This window comes from Actinomycetospora lemnae (genome assembly GCF_028737315.1).
Taxonomy (GTDB): Bacteria; Actinomycetota; Actinomycetes; order Mycobacteriales; family Pseudonocardiaceae; genus Actinomycetospora; species Actinomycetospora lemnae.
Genome location: NZ_JAQZAO010000004.1, coordinates 343,389 through 358,657, shown reverse-complemented (window position 1 = coordinate 358,657; position 15,269 = coordinate 343,389). Strand labels below are relative to the sequence as shown.

General features: G+C 75.9%; 18 protein-coding genes. 8 read left to right on the top strand and 10 right to left on the bottom strand.

Annotated features, from left to right (window positions below):
• Window positions 1-12: 12 nt before the first annotated feature.
• The 10 genes from PGB27_RS11265 to PGB27_RS11220 all read right to left on the bottom strand — a co-directional run bounded on the left by PGB27_RS11265 (window position 13) and on the right by PGB27_RS11220 (window position 9,011).
• Window positions 13-1,065: an NAD-dependent epimerase/dehydratase family protein gene (locus PGB27_RS11265; protein ID WP_274200456.1), complete on the bottom strand. Its 1,053-nt coding sequence runs from the start codon at window positions 1,063-1,065 to the stop codon at window positions 13-15.
• A 77-nt stretch (window positions 1,066-1,142) separates the two neighbouring features.
• Entirely contained in the window at window positions 1,143-1,244 is a 102-nt protein-coding gene (locus tag PGB27_RS11260; protein ID WP_010241351.1) for a 30S ribosomal protein bS22, read from the bottom strand.
• Between the two features lie 139 nt (window positions 1,245-1,383).
• Complete coding sequence (locus PGB27_RS11255; protein WP_274200455.1) at window positions 1,384-1,617, bottom strand: helix-turn-helix domain-containing protein; 234 nt, start codon at window positions 1,615-1,617, stop codon at window positions 1,384-1,386.
• Between the two features lie 224 nt (window positions 1,618-1,841).
• Window positions 1,842-2,705, bottom strand: a complete 864-nt coding sequence (gene proC / locus PGB27_RS11250) for a pyrroline-5-carboxylate reductase (protein ID WP_274200454.1) — start codon at window positions 2,703-2,705, stop codon at window positions 1,842-1,844.
• A 22-nt stretch (window positions 2,706-2,727) separates the two neighbouring features.
• On the bottom strand, window positions 2,728-3,552 hold the full coding sequence (locus tag PGB27_RS11245; protein ID WP_408630043.1) for a sugar phosphate isomerase/epimerase family protein: 825 nt from the start codon (window positions 3,550-3,552) through the stop codon (window positions 2,728-2,730).
• A gap of 3 nt (window positions 3,553-3,555) precedes the next feature.
• Window positions 3,556-5,046, bottom strand: coding sequence for a hypothetical protein (locus PGB27_RS11240; protein WP_274200453.1), 1,491 nt, complete (start codon window positions 5,044-5,046; stop codon window positions 3,556-3,558).
• Window positions 5,047-5,051: 5 nt separating this feature from the next.
• The gene (locus tag PGB27_RS11235; RefSeq protein ID WP_274200452.1) at window positions 5,052-6,044 is read right to left on the bottom strand and encodes a Ppx/GppA phosphatase family protein; all 993 of its coding nucleotides are present in this window, start codon (window positions 6,042-6,044) and stop codon (window positions 5,052-5,054) included.
• A gap of 23 nt (window positions 6,045-6,067) precedes the next feature.
• Complete coding sequence (locus PGB27_RS11230; protein ID WP_274200451.1) at window positions 6,068-6,793, bottom strand: response regulator transcription factor; 726 nt, start codon at window positions 6,791-6,793, stop codon at window positions 6,068-6,070.
• Entirely contained in the window at window positions 6,790-8,076 is a 1,287-nt protein-coding gene (locus PGB27_RS11225; protein ID WP_274200450.1) for a sensor histidine kinase, read from the bottom strand. The genes PGB27_RS11230 and PGB27_RS11225 overlap by 4 nt, the downstream gene beginning before the upstream one ends.
• Before the next feature lie 164 nt (window positions 8,077-8,240).
• Entirely contained in the window at window positions 8,241-9,011 is a 771-nt protein-coding gene (locus PGB27_RS11220) for a phosphoglyceromutase (RefSeq protein ID WP_274200449.1), read from the bottom strand.
• Between the two features lie 202 nt (window positions 9,012-9,213).
• On the opposite strand from PGB27_RS11220, the gene PGB27_RS11215 reads away from it, so the two are divergent.
• From PGB27_RS11215 to PGB27_RS11180, 8 genes are all read left to right on the top strand, one after another.
• The gene (locus tag PGB27_RS11215; protein ID WP_274200448.1) at window positions 9,214-9,651 is read left to right on the top strand and encodes a hypothetical protein; all 438 of its coding nucleotides are present in this window, start codon (window positions 9,214-9,216) and stop codon (window positions 9,649-9,651) included.
• 6 nt (window positions 9,652-9,657) lie between these two features.
• Window positions 9,658-11,013, top strand: a complete 1,356-nt coding sequence (locus tag PGB27_RS11210) for a cupin domain-containing protein (protein ID WP_274200447.1) — start codon at window positions 9,658-9,660, stop codon at window positions 11,011-11,013.
• Window positions 11,014-11,091: 78 nt separating this feature from the next.
• On the top strand, window positions 11,092-12,072 hold the full coding sequence (locus PGB27_RS11205) for a sucrase ferredoxin (protein WP_274200446.1): 981 nt from the start codon (window positions 11,092-11,094) through the stop codon (window positions 12,070-12,072).
• Window positions 12,073-12,168: 96 nt separating this feature from the next.
• Window positions 12,169-12,441 (top strand): GlsB/YeaQ/YmgE family stress response membrane protein, encoded by a 273-nt coding sequence (locus PGB27_RS11200; protein WP_274200445.1) that lies wholly within the window; start codon window positions 12,169-12,171, stop codon window positions 12,439-12,441.
• A 36-nt stretch (window positions 12,442-12,477) separates the two neighbouring features.
• Window positions 12,478-12,957, top strand: coding sequence for a MarR family winged helix-turn-helix transcriptional regulator (locus PGB27_RS11195; RefSeq protein ID WP_274200444.1), 480 nt, complete (start codon window positions 12,478-12,480; stop codon window positions 12,955-12,957).
• A gap of 27 nt (window positions 12,958-12,984) precedes the next feature.
• On the top strand, window positions 12,985-13,422 hold the full coding sequence (locus PGB27_RS11190) for an OsmC family peroxiredoxin (protein ID WP_274200443.1): 438 nt from the start codon (window positions 12,985-12,987) through the stop codon (window positions 13,420-13,422).
• Window positions 13,423-13,535: 113 nt separating this feature from the next.
• Entirely contained in the window at window positions 13,536-13,736 is a 201-nt protein-coding gene (locus PGB27_RS11185; RefSeq protein WP_274200442.1) for a hypothetical protein, read from the top strand.
• Between the two features lie 21 nt (window positions 13,737-13,757).
• Complete coding sequence (locus tag PGB27_RS11180) at window positions 13,758-15,269, top strand: hypothetical protein (protein ID WP_274200441.1); 1,512 nt, start codon at window positions 13,758-13,760, stop codon at window positions 15,267-15,269.

Here is a 15,269-nt window from a genome sequence, read left to right as displayed (position 1 = left end):
TCGGGCGGGATGTCAGGCGCGGGAGGGCAGCGCCCGGGCCACGGCGAGCGCCGCGTCCTGCGCCTTGCCCCACGTGGCCGGGTCGATCACCGGTCGCAGGTTGCGTCCGGCGACGAAGTCGTCGAAGGCCTGGACGGTGGTCCACCGCGGGGTGAAACCGAACTCGGTGCGCAGCTTCGTCGTGTCGACCACGCGGCCGAAGTTGAGCAGCCGCATCTGTTCGGGCGAGAAGTCCACGAGGCGGGCGCGCCGCGTGAACCGGCCGACGAGCGGCACCGCGGGCTGCGGGATCGGCAACGAGAGGCGCCCCGCACGCCGGATCGCCTGGGAGAGCATGAGCACCCCGGCGCCGCCGACGTTGAACACCCCGGGCAGGTCCTGCGCGGCGGCGCGCTCGAGCACCGCGACCGCGTCCTCCTCGTGCAGGAGCTGGACGCGTGCGTCGTACCCGAGCACCACCGGCACCACCGGCAGCGAGAAGTACCGCACGAACGACGTGTCGATCCGCGGCCCGATGAGGTTGACGAACCGCAGCGTCGTCACCGGGATGTCGGGCCGGCGCCGCGAGAAGCTCCGGACGTAGCCCTCGATCTCGACGGCGTCCTTGGCGTACCCGCCGGGCGGGATCGCCTTGGGCTCGGTGGTCTCGGTGAACGTCGCGGGGTCACGCCGGCTCGCGCCGTAGACCGCGCTCGTCGACTTCACGACGAGGCGCCGGACCGTCTCGGAGCGCTGGCAGGCCGCGAGCAGCTGCATCGTCCCGATGACGTTCATCTCCATCATCATCGAGCGGCCGCCGGACGCGCCGGGGTTGCCCGAGAGGGACGCGTGGACGACGGTGTCGACCTTCGCGGTGGAGATGACCTTGCCGATCAGCGGGTTGCGGATGTCCACGCGCACGAACTCGGCGCGACCCATCCGCCGCCGCATCTCCCGCGACGGCGGCGTGGTGTCGACGCCGAGGACCCGCTCGATCGACGGGTCGGCCGCCAGGCGCGCCGCCAGGTGGCCGCCCAGGAAGCGGCTCACCCCGGTGACGAGGACGACGGACGGCGCCTCGGACATGACCCTGGACAACTCCCCCGATGGATGGCTGCGACCCGGCCGGCCGCCCCCGACAGACCCCGCGCGGGGCCCGGGGCCTACTTGCCGAGCTTGCGACGCTGCACGCGGGTCTTGCGCAGGAGCTTACGGTGCTTCTTCTTCGACATCCGCTTGCGACGCTTCTTGATGACCGAGCCCATAGGGGAACCTCTCGTGAACCGCGGGTGGAGACAGGGGGCGACCGAGGCGGTCGCAGACACACCACCGTACCGGCCGCCCCTGCGACGGCCGGTGGTGGAGGGGTGCGGCGAGCGTCTCGCCGACCCCGTCAGGTGCCGGTCAGCCGGCGTCGAAGTAGGAGCCGCGCAGGTACTCGTGGACCGCGTCCTCGGGCACCCGGAAACTGCGGCCCACGCGGACCGCGGGCAGCTCCCCGTTGTGCACGAGCCGGTACACCGTCATCTTCGACACCCGCATGGCGGCGGCGACCTCGGCGACGGTCAGGAACTGCACCCTCGCCAGGTTGTCCCCGTCCGCCCGCCGCGGGCCGGGGCCCGTCGTGTTGTTGGGCATGGGTCTCACGCCTTCCGTGCACAGGCCGTGCCGCCGGGCTTCCCCTCCCGGCGGTTCGACACGCCGTGCTGTGCGGATGAGGGTAGCGGGACGCGTGTGACGTCTGGTTCGAGTACACCCTCTCGTGCGTCGGCCGCGCAGGCTCGCGCGTCAAGCGACCACGCCGCGGCGCCCGAGCACGATCTCGTCACGACGAACGGTCGCCGGGGCTCCGCCCGGCGCGATCAGCCGTACTGCCGGCCGAGGGCGACCGACCGGTCACGTGCGGCCGTGACCGCGCGCGCGAGGGCGCTGCGCAGGCCGTCGGCCTCGAGCACGCCGAGCGCGGCGGCGGTGGTCCCGCCCGGCGAGGTGACGGCCTCGCGCAGCAGGCCCGGGTGCGGGGGGACGCCCTCGCGCCCGTCGCTGCCCGGGGTGGTGAGCAGCCCGCCCGCGCCCTCGACGGTCGCCGTGACCAGCTCGGTCGCGACCGGGCGCGGCAGGCCCAGCGCCACGGCGGCGTCGATCATGGCCTCGGCGAGCAGGAAGACGTAGGCGGGCCCGGAGCCCGACAGCGCCGTCGCGAGGTCCTGCTGCGCCTCGGGCACGCGGACCGCGCGCCCCACGGCCGCGAGCAGCTCCTCGGCCGCCGCGAGCTCGGCGTCGCCCGCCGCCGACCCGGTCGAGAGCACGCACATCGCGCGGCCGACGAGCATCGGGGTGTTCGGCATGACGCGCACGACGGCCGTCTCCGCCGGCAGCCGCGCCTCGATCGCCGCGGTCGGGATACCCGCCGCGAGCGAGACCACGGTGGGCCGGTCCTGCCCCGGCGCGCGGCCGGCGAGGACGTCGCGCACCTGGTCGAGCACGGTCGGCACGTCCGCGGGCTTGACGGCGACGACGAGCACGTCCGCCCGGCGGGCCGCCTCCGGCGCGTCGACGGCCCCGATGCCGTACCGGGAACCGAGCTCCTGCGCGCGGGCCGCGACGCTCTCGACGACGAGCAGCGAGCGCGGGTCGCGCCCGGCGGCCACCAGCCCGCCCAGCAGGGCCTCGCCGATCTTCCCGCCGCCCAGGACGGCCACGGTGCTGGTCTGGTGGTCGCTCATGGGGCGATCCTCCCCCAGGCGCTCAGACCGGGGAGCGGGGCAGGTCGGTGCCCAGGTGCAGCCGCGCGAACAGCAGCGACTCGGCGAGCATGTCGAGGCGCTCGTTGCGCGACCGGGCGCGCCGGGTGCTGATCTCGACGACCACGGTGCCCGCGAACCCGGACGTCCCGAGCTGCCGGCACACCTCGGCGCAGGGCTGCGTGCCGCGCCCGGGGACGAGGTGCTCGTCGCGCTCGAGACCCGTGCCGTCGGCGAGGTGCAGGTGGACCAGGCGGTCACCCATGCGCTCGAGCAGGGCCAGGGCGTCGTCCCGGGCCGTCGCCGTGTGGGACAGGTCGAGCGTGTACCAGCGGGCGCCGGTGCCGGTCGGGTCGTGGCCCGGGGTGTAGCTCGACCACCGCAGGCGGCCCCGCCGCAGCGGGAACATGTTCTCCATCGCGATCTGCACGCCGTGCGCCCGCTCGAGCTCGTCGATCTGGCGCGACAGCCCGAGCGCGTACCGGCGCTGCCAGCGGAAGGGCGGGTGCAGCACGACGGTCGGCGCACCGAGGCTCGCGGCGAGGACCGCGCTGCGCCGCAACCGCTCGGCCGGGTCGGGCGTCCAGACGCGCTGGGTGATCGCGAGGCACGGGGCGTGGACGGCGAGCACCGGCATCCCGGTGCGCTCCGAGGCGCGGGCCACGGACGCGAGGCGCTGGCTGTCGGGGTCGGTCCACACCATGAGCTCGACGCCGTCGTAGCCGAGCTCGGCCGCCACCGCGAAGGCGGAGTCCATGTCCTCGGGGAACACCGAGGCCGTCGACATGGCGACCGGCGGGCCCCCGTGCGGGGGCGTCGGAGAGCGCACGGATCAGCGGCTCAGCAGCACGATCGCGGCCGGGGACACGGTGACGACCAGTCCGACGACGACGGCGAGCACCGTCGTCTGGAGGTCGTCGGACCGGCGCAGCGCGCGCACGCCGAAGACGAGGCCGGTGGTGGCCGCGGCGGCGAGCACCAGGGCGACGACGGGCTGCTCCTGCCAGAGGTAGGAGAAGACGGTCCACAGCACCGCGCCGAGCAGGGCGCCGAGCACCAGCTGGACGACCATGATCGCCCAGTCGCGCGCCGAGGTGGCCCGGGGCTCGGGCTCCTCGTCCTCGAGGTCGTCGTACTCGTCGAGGTCGTCGTCGAGGTCGCCGTCGAGGTCGTCGCGGAGGTCGTCCACCCGGTCGCGCCGCGGGGGACGGCCCAGACCGGCGGGGACGTCGCGGGGGTCGCGCTCGTCCTCGTACTCGTCGTGCTCGTCCTCGAGGTCCTCGAGGTCGTCGTCCTCGTCGAGGTCGGGTCGGGCGAGCGCCGAGGCCGCCGTGGCGGGGCCGCCGTCGTCCATCGGGCCGCCGCGCGGCGGGGGCGCGCCGGGCGGACGGGCCGCCGGCGACGCGGCGGTCGCGGGCCCGGAGTCGCCGACGCGGGCGGTGGGCACGCCGGGGTGCGCGGGCGCGCCCGGGACGGGGCCCGCGGGGCGCGCCGGCGGCGCGCCGAAGGCGTGCGTACCGGTGGCCGGGGGCGCGGGCTGGGCCGCGGTCGGCGGCGGGCCCGCGGGCGGCGCGGGCGGTGCCGGAGGGGGCCCGGCGGGTGCGGCGGGTGGTGCCTGGGGCGGCGAGGGCGCCACCGACGCGGGCGGCGCGCCGCCCCAGGGCTCGCGGGGCGCCGGCTGCTCGGGGTGGGCCGGGTGGCCGTGAGGACCGGCACCGAAGCCGTTGCGGCCGCCGTCGTAGCCCTGCGCGCCCCCGGGACCGCCGTAACCCGGGGCGCCGTAGCCCGGCCCGCCGCGGCCGAAGCCGTTCTGACCCTGACCTCCGTAGCCCTGCCCGTCGTAGGGAGAGCCGCCGTAGCCCTGGCCGTCGTACCCGGCGCCGTAGCCCGACCCGTAGCCACGGGAGCCCGTGTCGTAGCCGCCGTCGTAGCCGCGGGAGCCCGTGTCGTAGCCGCGGGAGCCGGTGTCGTAGCCGGTGTCGTAGCCGCTGTCGTAGCCGCTGTCGTAGCCGTGGCCCCGGGTCCCCGTGTCGTAGCCGCCGGTGTCGTACCCACGGGTCTCGTAGCCGCCGCCGCGGTGGCCGTTGTCGTAGCCGGCGTCGTAGCCGGCGTCGTAGCCGCCGGTGTCGTAGCCACGGTCGTCGGCGGGCGGCTCGGGCGCGCGGTAGGCGTAGCCGTTCGGCTCCGGCGCGGCACCGCGGGGCTCGTCGTCGAGCTCGGGGGTGCGGCGACGGCGGGGCTGCTGGGGCTCCGCGCTGTACGCGGCCAGGAGCTCGGCCACGCTGCGCTGGGTTCCCGGACGGGGCCCGTCGTCCCTGTTCACGACCCCTACCGTGCCTCGTGCAGTGTCGGGCGTCCAGTCGCGAGGGGGCCGCCGACCGACAGCATCCCACCGCCCGGCTGTAGCTGGTCGAGACGACCCAGGATGATCCCCTCGCGCAGTGCCCAGGGACACACCTCGACCTGGTCGAGGCCGAGCGCGGTCATCGCCTCGTGCGCCACCACGGCCCCGGCGACGAGCTGGTGGCTGCGGCTCGCGGACACGCCTTCGAGCTCGGCGAGGTCGGACGAGCTCATGCGGGAGATGAACGCCACGACCTGCCGCAGACCGGTCGCGGTGAGCGTGCGGCGCACCCGCGGACCCGCGCTGCGGGGGGCGGCGCCGGTGAGCCGGGCCAGCGAGCGGAACGTCTTCGACGTGACCACCGCCCGGTCCGGCGGGCCCTCTCCCAGCAGCGTCGTCGCGGGCGAGGCGAGTACCTCGTGCGCGTACTCGCCGAGCGCCTTGACCTCGCGGCGCTGCGGCGGGTCCGCGGTGAACCAGTCGCGGGTCAGGCGGCCGGCCCCGAGCGGCACCGAGATCGCGTGCACGGGCGCCTCGTCCCGGCCGACCGCCATCTCCAGCGAGCCGCCGCCGATGTCGAGCACGAGGAGGTGGCCCGCCGACCACCCCAGCCAGCGGCGCACGGCGAGGAACGTCAGCGCCGCCTCGTCGGGGCCCGAGAGCACCTGCAGGTCGACGCCGGCCTCGTCCTGCACCCGCTCGAGCACCACCGAGGAGTTCGACGCGTCGCGCACCGCGGAGGTGGCGAAGGCGAGCAGGTCCTCGCAGCCCAGCTCGAGGGCCTGCTTGCGAGCATCGGCGACGGCCGTGACCAGCGCGTCGGCCCCCTCGTCCTCGAGCCTGCCGTCGCGGACGTGCTCGGCGAGCCGCAGCGCGGTCTTCGTGGAGTGGGTCGGCGTCGGGTGGCCGCCGCGCTGGGCGTCGACCACCAGCAGGTGCACGGTGTTCGACCCCACGTCCAGCACCCCGAGTCGCACGGCCGCGAGTCTAACGGGGTGCGTCAGGCGTCGAGCTTGTAGCCCAGTCCCCGCACCGTGACGAGGTGCCGCGGCGCCGACGGCTCGGGCTCGAGCTTCGCGCGCAGCCGCTTGACGTGGACGTCGAGGGTCTTGGTGTCGCCGACGTAGTCGGCACCCCAGACCCGGTCGATGAGCTGGGCACGGGTGAGCACGCGGCCGACGTTGCGCAGCAGGTACTCGAGGAGGTCGAACTCCTTGAGCGGCAGCGGGACCTCGGTCGGGGTGCCGTCGACCCCCGCGCCGACGACGGTGACGACGTGGCGGTCGACGTCCATGCGGATCGGACCGGCCTCCAACAGCTGGCGCTCGCCGCCGGTGGGCGCGGGACCGCCGTCGGCCTCGGCGTCCTGGCCGCGGCGCAGGACGGCCCGGACGCGGGCGATGAGCTCGCGCGCCGAGTAGGGCTTGGTGACGTAGTCGTCGGCGCCCAGCTCGAGCCCGACCACCTTGTCGATCTCGGCGTCGCGCGCGGTGACCATGATCACGGGCACCGAGGAGCGCTGCCGGAGGGCCTTGCAGACGTCGGTGCCGCTCATGCCCGGGAGCATGAGGTCGAGCAGGACGATGTCCGCGCCGTGGCGCTCGAAGTCGTCGAGGGCGGCCGCACCGGTGCCGGCCACGGAGGTCTCGAAGCCCTCCTTGCGCAGCAGGTAGGCCAGCGGGTCGGCGAAGGACTCCTCGTCCTCGACGATGAGCACGCGGGTCATGGGGATCCTCCGGGGACGGACGGGGCCGGGTCGTGCCCGGCCGTCGCGCTGTACGCCAGGTCGGCGTCGAGGTCGTCGAGGTCCGTACCGGCCTCGGAGTCGTCGGGGTCGTCGGGGTCGTCGGCGGGTGCGGCCGGGACCCGGAGCGTGAACGTCGAGCCGACGCCGGGCTGGCTCCACAGCCGCACCTCCCCGCCGTGGTTGGCGGCGACGTGCTTGACGATCGCGAGCCCCAGCCCGGTGCCGCCGGTGGCGCGCGAGCGGGCGGGGTCGACGCGGAAGAAGCGCTCGAACACCCGCTGCTGGTGCTCGGGGGCGATCCCGATGCCGCGGTCGGTCACCGAGATCTCGATGCGGTCGCCCTGCCGGCGACGGCGGACCGAGACCGGCGTGCCCTCCGGGGAGTAGGCGACGGCGTTCTCGAGCAGGTTGGTCAGCGCGGTGACCAGCAGCGTCCGGTCACCCGCGACCTCGAGGCCGCTGGGGGCGTCGAGCAGGAAGCGCTCGCGGGGGTCGGGGGCGTCCTCGGGCCCGGCGCTGGCCGCGGCCTCGGCGGGCACCCGCACGCGCCGCAGGGCCTCGCCGAGCACCTCGTCGACGTCGACCCGGACGAGCTCGGGCAGCCGCTCGGCGCCCTGCAGCCGGGACAGCGAGATGAGCTCGGTGACCAGCGCGCCGAGGCGGTGGGACTCGTTGAGGATGCGGGTGGCGAAGTGCGCGACCTCGTCGGGGTCGTCGGCGTCGAGGACGGCCTCGGCGAGCACCGCGAGCGCGCCCACCGGTGTCTTGAGCTCGTGGCCGACGTTGGCGACGAAGTCCCGGCGCACGGCCTCGAGCCGCACCGCCGCCGAGGTGTCGGTCGCGTCGACGACCACGAAGCCGTCCCCGAGCGGGCGGACGTGCGCGACGATCGTGCGCGGGGTCGACCCCGGCGGGTGGGTCGCCGGGGACAGGTCGACCTCGCACGGCTCGGCGCCGTTCGCCACCCGCTCGGCCGCCGCGGTGACCCGCGGATCGGGGCGGGCGTCCACGACGGCCCCGAGCGCCTCGGCGCGCTCGTTGGCGAGGACGACGTCGCCGAAGCGGTTGATGACCGCGATGCCCGACTGCGACCGCCGCACCAGCCGCGCCAGGAGCTCGGCGACGGTCGGACCGCGCACCCCGCGGGCCCGCTCGCGGCCCGGCTCGTCGCGCTTCCACCGCACGGCCGCGGCGCCGGCGACGGCTCCGAGCGCCGCGGCCAGGAGGGCCACGACGACGGTCACCAGCACCGGGACGGTCACGTTTCCCGATGGTAAGGGCGTGTCGGCGCCCGGGGCGCCGTCCGCGTGAGCTGTCCAACGCCTCCGGGGGACAGGGTTGGCCTGCTGTTCGGCCGCCGTTCACCCACGCTCGGGGGGCTCCGCCCCCCGAGCACCCCCGACAGGCCCGTCACCGGCCCGCGCCGTCACCGGCCCTGGTTCGCGACCGCCGCGATCGCGTCCTGCGCGGCGTCGGGGTCGAGGTAGGTGCCGCCGGGGTTGGTGGGCCGCAGCTCGCCGTCGCCGGTGCTCTCCAGGTCGTAGCGCAGCGGGATCCCGGTGGGGATGTTCAGCCCCGGGATCGTCTGCTCGTCGACGCCGTCGAGGTGCTTGACCAGCGCCCGCAGCGAGTTGCCGTGCGCCCCGATCAGCACGGTCCGCCCGGAGCGCAGGTCCGGGACGATCGAGGCCTGCCAGTAGGGCAGGAGCCGCTCGAGCACGTCGGCGAGGCACTCGGTGCGCGGCAGCGCGTCGCCGAGGTCGGCGTAGCGGGGGTCGCCGGTCTGGGCGTACTCGTCGTCGGGGTCGATCGGTGGCGGCGGGGTGTCGTAGGAGCGACGCCAGATCTGGAACTGCTCCTCGCCGTACTCCTCCAGCGTCTGCTTCTTGTCCTTGCCCTGGAGGGCCCCGTAGTGCCGCTCGTTCAGCCGCCAGTCACGGCGCACCGGGATCCAGTGGCGGTCGCAGACGTCGAGGGCGATGTTGACCGTGTTGATGGCCCGCCGCAGCAGCGAGGTGTGCACGACGTCGGGCAGCAGGCCGGCCTCGGCGAGCAGCTCCCCGCCACGGCGGGCCTCCTGCTCGCCCGTCGGCGAGAGGGCCACGTCCACCCACCCGGTGAAGAGGTTCTTCTCGTTCCAGTCGCTCTGGCCGTGGCGCAGGAGGACGAGCGTGCCGACGGTTCCCTCCGGGTTCATGGCGACGAACCCTGCCAGCGGCCCGGCGCCGGCACCACGCCACCGGGGGCACACGCGCGTGAGATCACCCCCGGCCGGGTACGGCCCCGTCGTCGGCGGGCAACCGCCGCGACCACCACAGCGACCCATCCGGAACCCGGCGAACCGCGGCCCGCGCACCGCGCGGGCCGCCCCGGGTCAGCGACGACTCCAGGAGTCCGACGTGAACGACGACGACATCACCACCAGTGGCAGCGGCGGGCACGGACCCGCCGACGGCGGCGCGAGCGGTCAGGGCGCCGACGGCGGCGCGGACGGCGCGGCGGGCCACGGCCCGGCCGACGGCGGCGCGGCGGGCGGCGGCGCCGACGGTGGCGCCGACGGTGGCGCCGACGGTGGCGCGGACGGCGGTGCCGACGGTGGCGCTGACGGTGGCGCGCACGGCCCGGCCGACGGCGGCGCGTTCGGCAACTCGGCTGACGGCGGCGCGGACGGTTCCGCGGGCCACGGCCCGGCCGACGGCGGCGCCCGGGGCGGCGGCTCCGACGGTGGCGCCGACGGTGGCGCGGACGGCGGTGCCGACGGCGGCGCGGGCCACGGCCCGGCCGACGGTGGCGCCCGCGGCGGCGGCTCCGACGGTGGCGCCGACGGGGGAGCCTGAGGCCCCGTGACGACCGAGACGACCGTGGCGCCGGCGGGCGACCGGTCCGCGGATCCCGGCTCCACGGATCGCCCTGGGGACCGCGGTGCCGGACGGGACCGTCCGGCGCTGCGGCGTCTCGTCGCCGGCGACCTCGACGAGTTCGCCGCCGCGGCGTGGGGCCGTGAGGCCCGGCTCTCCCGGGCCGCGGACCTGGCCAAGCACGCCGAGGGCGCCGACCACCAGAAGGCCTTCGGTGACCTGTTCGACCTGGCGGCCGTGGACGAGCTGCTCTCGCGGCGCGGACTGCGCACGCCGTTCCTGCGGATCGCCAAGCAGGGCCAGGTCGTCGACTCCCGCCACTTCACCGGCGAGGGCGGGGTCGGCGCCGAGGTGTCCGACCAGGTCCACGACGACCGCGTCGCCGCCCTGTTCGCCGAGGGCCACACCGTCGTGCTCCAGGGCGTGCACCGCACCTGGGGGCCGGTGGCCGACCTCGTCACCGACCTCGCCGCCGAGCTGGGGCACCCGGCCCAGACCAACGCCTACATCACGCCGGCGTCGTCGCAGGGCTTCTCCGCGCACTACGACGTGCACGACGTCTTCGTCCTGCAGGTCGCGGGCACCAAGCGCTGGCACGTCCACGCGCCCGTGCACCCCGACCCGCTGCGCTCCCAGCCCTGGAACGACCACGCCGACGCCGTGGCCGCCCGGGCCGCCGAGGAGCCGCTGATCGACGAGGTCCTCGAGCCCGGCGACGCGCTGTACCTCCCGCGCGGCTACCTGCACTCGGCCACCGCGCAGGGCGAGGTCAGCGCGCACCTGACGATCGGCGTGCACGTGCTCACCCGCTGGGCGCTGGTGGACGCGCTGCTCAACGCCCTGACGAGCGACCCGGAGCTGCGCGGCTCGCTGCCCCTGGGCATCGACGCCGCCGACCCCGCGGCGCTCGCCCCGCACGTCGAGGCGGTCGCCGCCCGGCTCGCAGAGACCCTCGCGGCGCCGGACCCGCGGCGCACCGAGCGCGTCGCCCGCAGCGTGCGGCGGCGTGTGTGGCACGGCAACCGCCCGGAGACCGTCGCCCCGCTGGCCCAGGCCGCCGCGGCGACCGGGGCCGACGCGTCGACCTCCGTCCGGCTGCGGCGCGGCCTGCACCACCGGCTGCGTCCGGGTGCCACCGACGGCACCGACGGCACCGACGCCGCCGTCGTCCTCGAGCTGCCCGACCGCACGCTCACCCTGCCCGCCGGCACCCGGGACGCGGTCGCGCGCCTGCTCGACGGCGACCCGGCACGGGCCGGCGAGCTGCCGGGCCTGACGCCGGACGACGGTGCCGTCGTCGTGCGCCGGCTGCTGCGCGAGGGCGTCCTCGTCCCCGTGTGACGCGGCGAGTGAGGTCATCCTTACCTCGATCTCGGCGTCCGGGTGTCCATCGCCGCTCGGGCGGGGTATGACGGGGAGATGACCACGCCCGAGCCGGCAGAGCCCGAGCGCGCGGCGACCTTCCGCTGCTCGGAGGCCGCCCGCGAACGCGCCGACCCGTTCGTCGCGACCGCGCCCCCGGCCCGGTGCTGGCTGCTCGTCGAGCACCCGGGCCCCTGGGGTCACCAGGCGCTCGGCGACGCCGGCTACCCGGACGAGGTCCTCGACGCGATCGGCGCCTTCTGCCGCGCCCGCGGGGCGCGCTTCCAGCTCATCCGCCGCTCCCGCGCCCGCGGGGAGGCCGCGGCCGACCGGGGCCGGTTCGCCCTGGTCGACACCACGCCCGGCGCGGAGTCGGTGCGCTGGGGCCGGGTCGGCTCGCCCGAGGAGCTGCCCGCGGCGCTGGCCGACCTCGAGGCCGTGACGGCGCCGTCGAGCGAGCCGGTCTACCTCGTCTGCGCCCACGGTCGGCACGACGCGTGCTGCGCGATGCGCGGGCGTCCGGTCGCCGCCGCGCTCGCCATGGAGTACCCGGACCGCACCTGGGAGACCACCCACACCGGCGGCGACCGCTTCGCCGCCAACGTCGTCCTGCTCCCCCACGGCCTGGTGCTGGGCCGGGTGCCGGCCACCGAGGCGGTCGAGGTCGTCCGGCGCTACGCGGCCGGCGAGGTCGACACCACCTGGGTGCGCGGGCGTTCCTTCCTCTCCCCGCCCGCCCAGGCCGCGCAGCACCACGCCCGCCTGGCCTACGACGAGCACCACGTCGACGCCCTGCGCGTGCTCGGTGTCGAGGTGCGCGAGCCGGGGCTGACGGCGGTGCGCCTCGACGGCGGCCCGCAGCGGGGCCCGGTCACCGCGCTCGTCCGCGAGCGGTGGGTGGCCTCGCCGACGCCGCTGACCTGCTCGGCCGGCCGCGCGGCGTCGATGCGGGTCTACGACCTGGAGTCCCTGGCGGCGACGACCGATCCGTCCGGTGTGCCGGGGGTGGGGGCGCTCGGCGCGGTGGCCGGGGGGTGAACCTCTCGCCCGACGGCGCGCCGGGACTGGTTGAGCGCGGTGATCCGCGGGAACGTGGCGGCTGCACGGCACGTACTCCCGGATCGGAGCAGGTCAATGACCATCCTCACCATCCTCGGCTGGATCGTCTTCGGGCTCATCGTCGGCTTCATCGCCCGCGCGCTGGTCCCCGGCAAGGACAACATCGGCATCTTCGCCACGATCGGCATCGGCATCCTCGGCTCGGTCGTCGGCGGGCTGGTCTTCTCGCTCTTCACCGGGCGCATCACCCTGTCGAACCCGGTCGGCTGGATCGGGTCGGTGATCTTCGCGATCATCCTGCTGGTGATCTACAACCGCGTGACCGGCCGCAAGGCCACCCGCCGATGAATTGTGCACGATGAGATCGTGCGCTAGATTCTCGCCGTGAGCACGGACGAGGGGGCGACGGACGACCTGCTGCTGTCCGAGCAGGCCTGCTTCGCGCTCTACTCGGCGTCCCGCGCGGTCACCGACGTCTACCGGCCCCTGCTCGCCGAGCTGGGCCTGACCTACCCGCAGTACCTCGTCCTCCTGACCCTCTGGGAGTCCGAGCCGCGGACGGTCCGGGACGTCGGTGCCGCGCTCGCGCTCGACTACGGCACCGTGTCGCCGCTGCTCAAGCGGCTGGAGGGTGCCGGGCTGGTCGAACGTCGTCGCGACCCCCGCGACGAGCGGACCGTCACGGTGCACCTCACCGACGAGGGCCGCGCGCTGCGGGGTCGCGTGGCGCACGTCCCCCGGACGATCGGGTGCGCGCTCGGTCTCGACGACCGGGCCCGCCGGGACCTCATCGTGCTCCTCCGGACGATCACCGCCTCGACGGTCGCGTTCCGCGGCGTCGACGGCGAGTCGTCCGTCGGCTGACCCCATCGAGATGGACAGGAGACGACGATGCCGAGCCGCGACGCGACCACGCACTGGGAGGGCGGCCTCCAGGACGGCAAGGGTCACGTGACCCTCGACTCGTCCAACGCGGGCCAGTTCAACGTCTCGTTCCCCACCCGCGCCGAGGACCCCAACGGCCAGACCAGCCCCGAGGAGCTCATCGCCGCGGCGCACTCGTCGTGCCTGGCCATGAACCTGTCCGGGGTGCTCGGCGGCGAGGGCATGACCGCGAACTCGATCGACGTGAGCGCCGAGGTGACGCTGTCCCCGGCCAAGGGCGGCGGGTTCGAGATCAGCGGCATCGCGGTGACGCTGCGCGCCGACGTCGACGGCGTCGACGAGGCGAAGTTCGCCGAGCTCGCGTCGACCGCCGAGAAGACCTGCCCGGTCTCGAAGGCGCTCGCGGGCACCACGATCACGCTGGACGCCTCGCTCGGGACGTGACCCTGCGCTGTCGGGGGCCGCGGTTACGGTGACGCGGTGTCCGAGGTCGGCCCGTCGCCGGGGTGCCCGCGCGCCGGTAGCCTGGGTGGAGAGCACACCACCCGGGAGACGCCATGGCGCGTGGTACGGACGACGGGCCGGCCCGCACGGGTCGGCGGCGCATCGTCGAGCCCGGTGAGCCGGCGGGCGACCTCGCCGCGCGGCTCCACCTCGACGACCCGGCCCTCCAGCAGCGCTACCGCGCCGACCTCGCGCGGGTCCGCGACGCCGAGCTGCGCGCGGAGGTCGACACCGAGGGCGTCCGCCTGCACTAGCTCGTCGCGCCAGGGGCGGCCGTGACCTGGTCGTTCCTCTCCTGGTCGCCCGACGACGCCGCCGGCGCGGTCTACGACGTCACCGTGCCCGGGGCCTGGGAGGAGCTCGTCGACTTCTACGCCGGCGAGGCGGGCAGCCGCCCGCTCGAGCGCGTCGTCGAGCTCGCCCGCGAGCACGGGGTGCGCCGCGTCGTCGTCGAGCAGCGCCACCTCGACCACGACTGGCGCAGCGAGCACGGCGCCTTCCACGGGCGGCTCTTCCGCCGCCGCCCGTCGGTGTGCCACCGCTGGCACCTGTTCACCGACGACGTGCCCGACGACCTCTCCCGCCTGCGCCCCGAGGCCTACCGCGGCTACGTCGTGCTGCGCCCCCTGCCCTCGACGCCGGTGGGGCGCACGATGATCGCGCCGCCGCCCGGTCTCGCCGGCGCCGTGCGGTGCGAGGCCACCGAGCGCGTGTCGCTCTTCGGGCATCCGCTGTGGATCACGGCGATGCCGTTCCTCAGCCAGGACGCCGAGTACCTGCGCTGCGCCCACGCCACGCTGTGGATGGTGCTGCGCCACGCCCACCTCGCCCACGGCCTGCCGCGGCGGCTCACCGCCGAGGTGCACGACGCCGCGCTCGGCGGGGTCATCGTCGGCCGGCAGATCCCCAGCGAGGGCCTCTCGGTGCAGCAGATGCTCGCGGGCGCCACGCGCCTCGGGCTGTCGCCGGGGCTCATGCACCTGCCCGGCACGCGCGACGAGGACGCCGCCGCGGACGCCGCCGCCCCGCCGGCGCAGGCTCCCCCGCCAGGGTCGGGCGGGCGCGCGGAGCCGCAGGCCGGCCGGCTCTCGTTGCGCGCGGTGCTCTGCCGCTACGTCAACAGCCAGCTCCCGCCGATCGTCATCTCGCGGAGCCACGCGTGGGTGGTCGTGGGCTACCGGCGCCACCCGGACGACGACCGCCGGGTGACGCTCTGGCGCCACGACGACGCGCGCGGGCCCTACCTCGAGGTCGACGACCCCTTCGCCGAGCCCGAGGACGCCCACCGCCCCTGGCAGACGGCGATCCTGCCGCTGCTGCCCGCGGTCCACGTCACCGCCGAGCGCGCCGAGGCCGCCGGGCGGCTGTGGTTCGCGGGCTACCTCCGCCGGGCCGACGACGACGAGCCGGCGGCCCGCGCCGCCGCGGCCGGCGAGCTGACGTTCCGCACCTACGTGATCCGCAGCGACGACTTCCTCGAGGGCCTGCTCGCACGCGGCGTCGACCCGGCGCTCGCGGACCTCTACCGCCTCGCCGCCCTGCCCGAGCACGTGTGGGTGGTCGAGGCCGTCGACCGCGCGGCCCGGCGCGAGGGCGGGCCCGACGTCGTCGGCGAGGCGCTGGTCGACGCCACGGCCTCCACCCACCACGAGCCCCTGCAGGAGGGGCTGGTCGCCCTGCACGGCGGGCGCCTGGCGCACCGGATCGGCCCCGACCACCTCACCCGTCGCGACCTGCAGCTGCGCGATCCCGGGCACTACCGCACCGGGCGCCCCGGCCACCGCTGA

Coding starts and splice junctions, on each gene's coding strand:
- PGB27_RS11265 (WP_274200456.1), bottom strand. CDS start 1,065: ATGTCCGAGGCGCCGTCCGTCGTCCTCGTCACCGGGGTGAGCCGCTTC.
- PGB27_RS11260 (WP_010241351.1), bottom strand. CDS start 1,244: ATGGGCTCGGTCATCAAGAAGCGTCGCAAGCGGATGTCGAAGAAGAAG.
- PGB27_RS11255 (WP_274200455.1), bottom strand. CDS start 1,617: ATGCCCAACAACACGACGGGCCCCGGCCCGCGGCGGGCGGACGGGGAC.
- proC (WP_274200454.1), bottom strand. CDS start 2,705: ATGAGCGACCACCAGACCAGCACCGTGGCCGTCCTGGGCGGCGGGAAG.
- PGB27_RS11230 (WP_274200451.1), bottom strand. CDS start 6,793: ATGACCCGCGTGCTCATCGTCGAGGACGAGGAGTCCTTCGCCGACCCG.
- PGB27_RS11220 (WP_274200449.1), bottom strand. CDS start 9,011: ATGAACCCGGAGGGAACCGTCGGCACGCTCGTCCTCCTGCGCCACGGC.
- PGB27_RS11205 (WP_274200446.1), top strand. CDS start 11,092: ATGACCACGCCCGAGCCGGCAGAGCCCGAGCGCGCGGCGACCTTCCGC.
- PGB27_RS11200 (WP_274200445.1), top strand. CDS start 12,169: ATGACCATCCTCACCATCCTCGGCTGGATCGTCTTCGGGCTCATCGTC.
- PGB27_RS11190 (WP_274200443.1), top strand. CDS start 12,985: ATGCCGAGCCGCGACGCGACCACGCACTGGGAGGGCGGCCTCCAGGAC.
- PGB27_RS11185 (WP_274200442.1), top strand. CDS start 13,536: ATGGCGCGTGGTACGGACGACGGGCCGGCCCGCACGGGTCGGCGGCGC.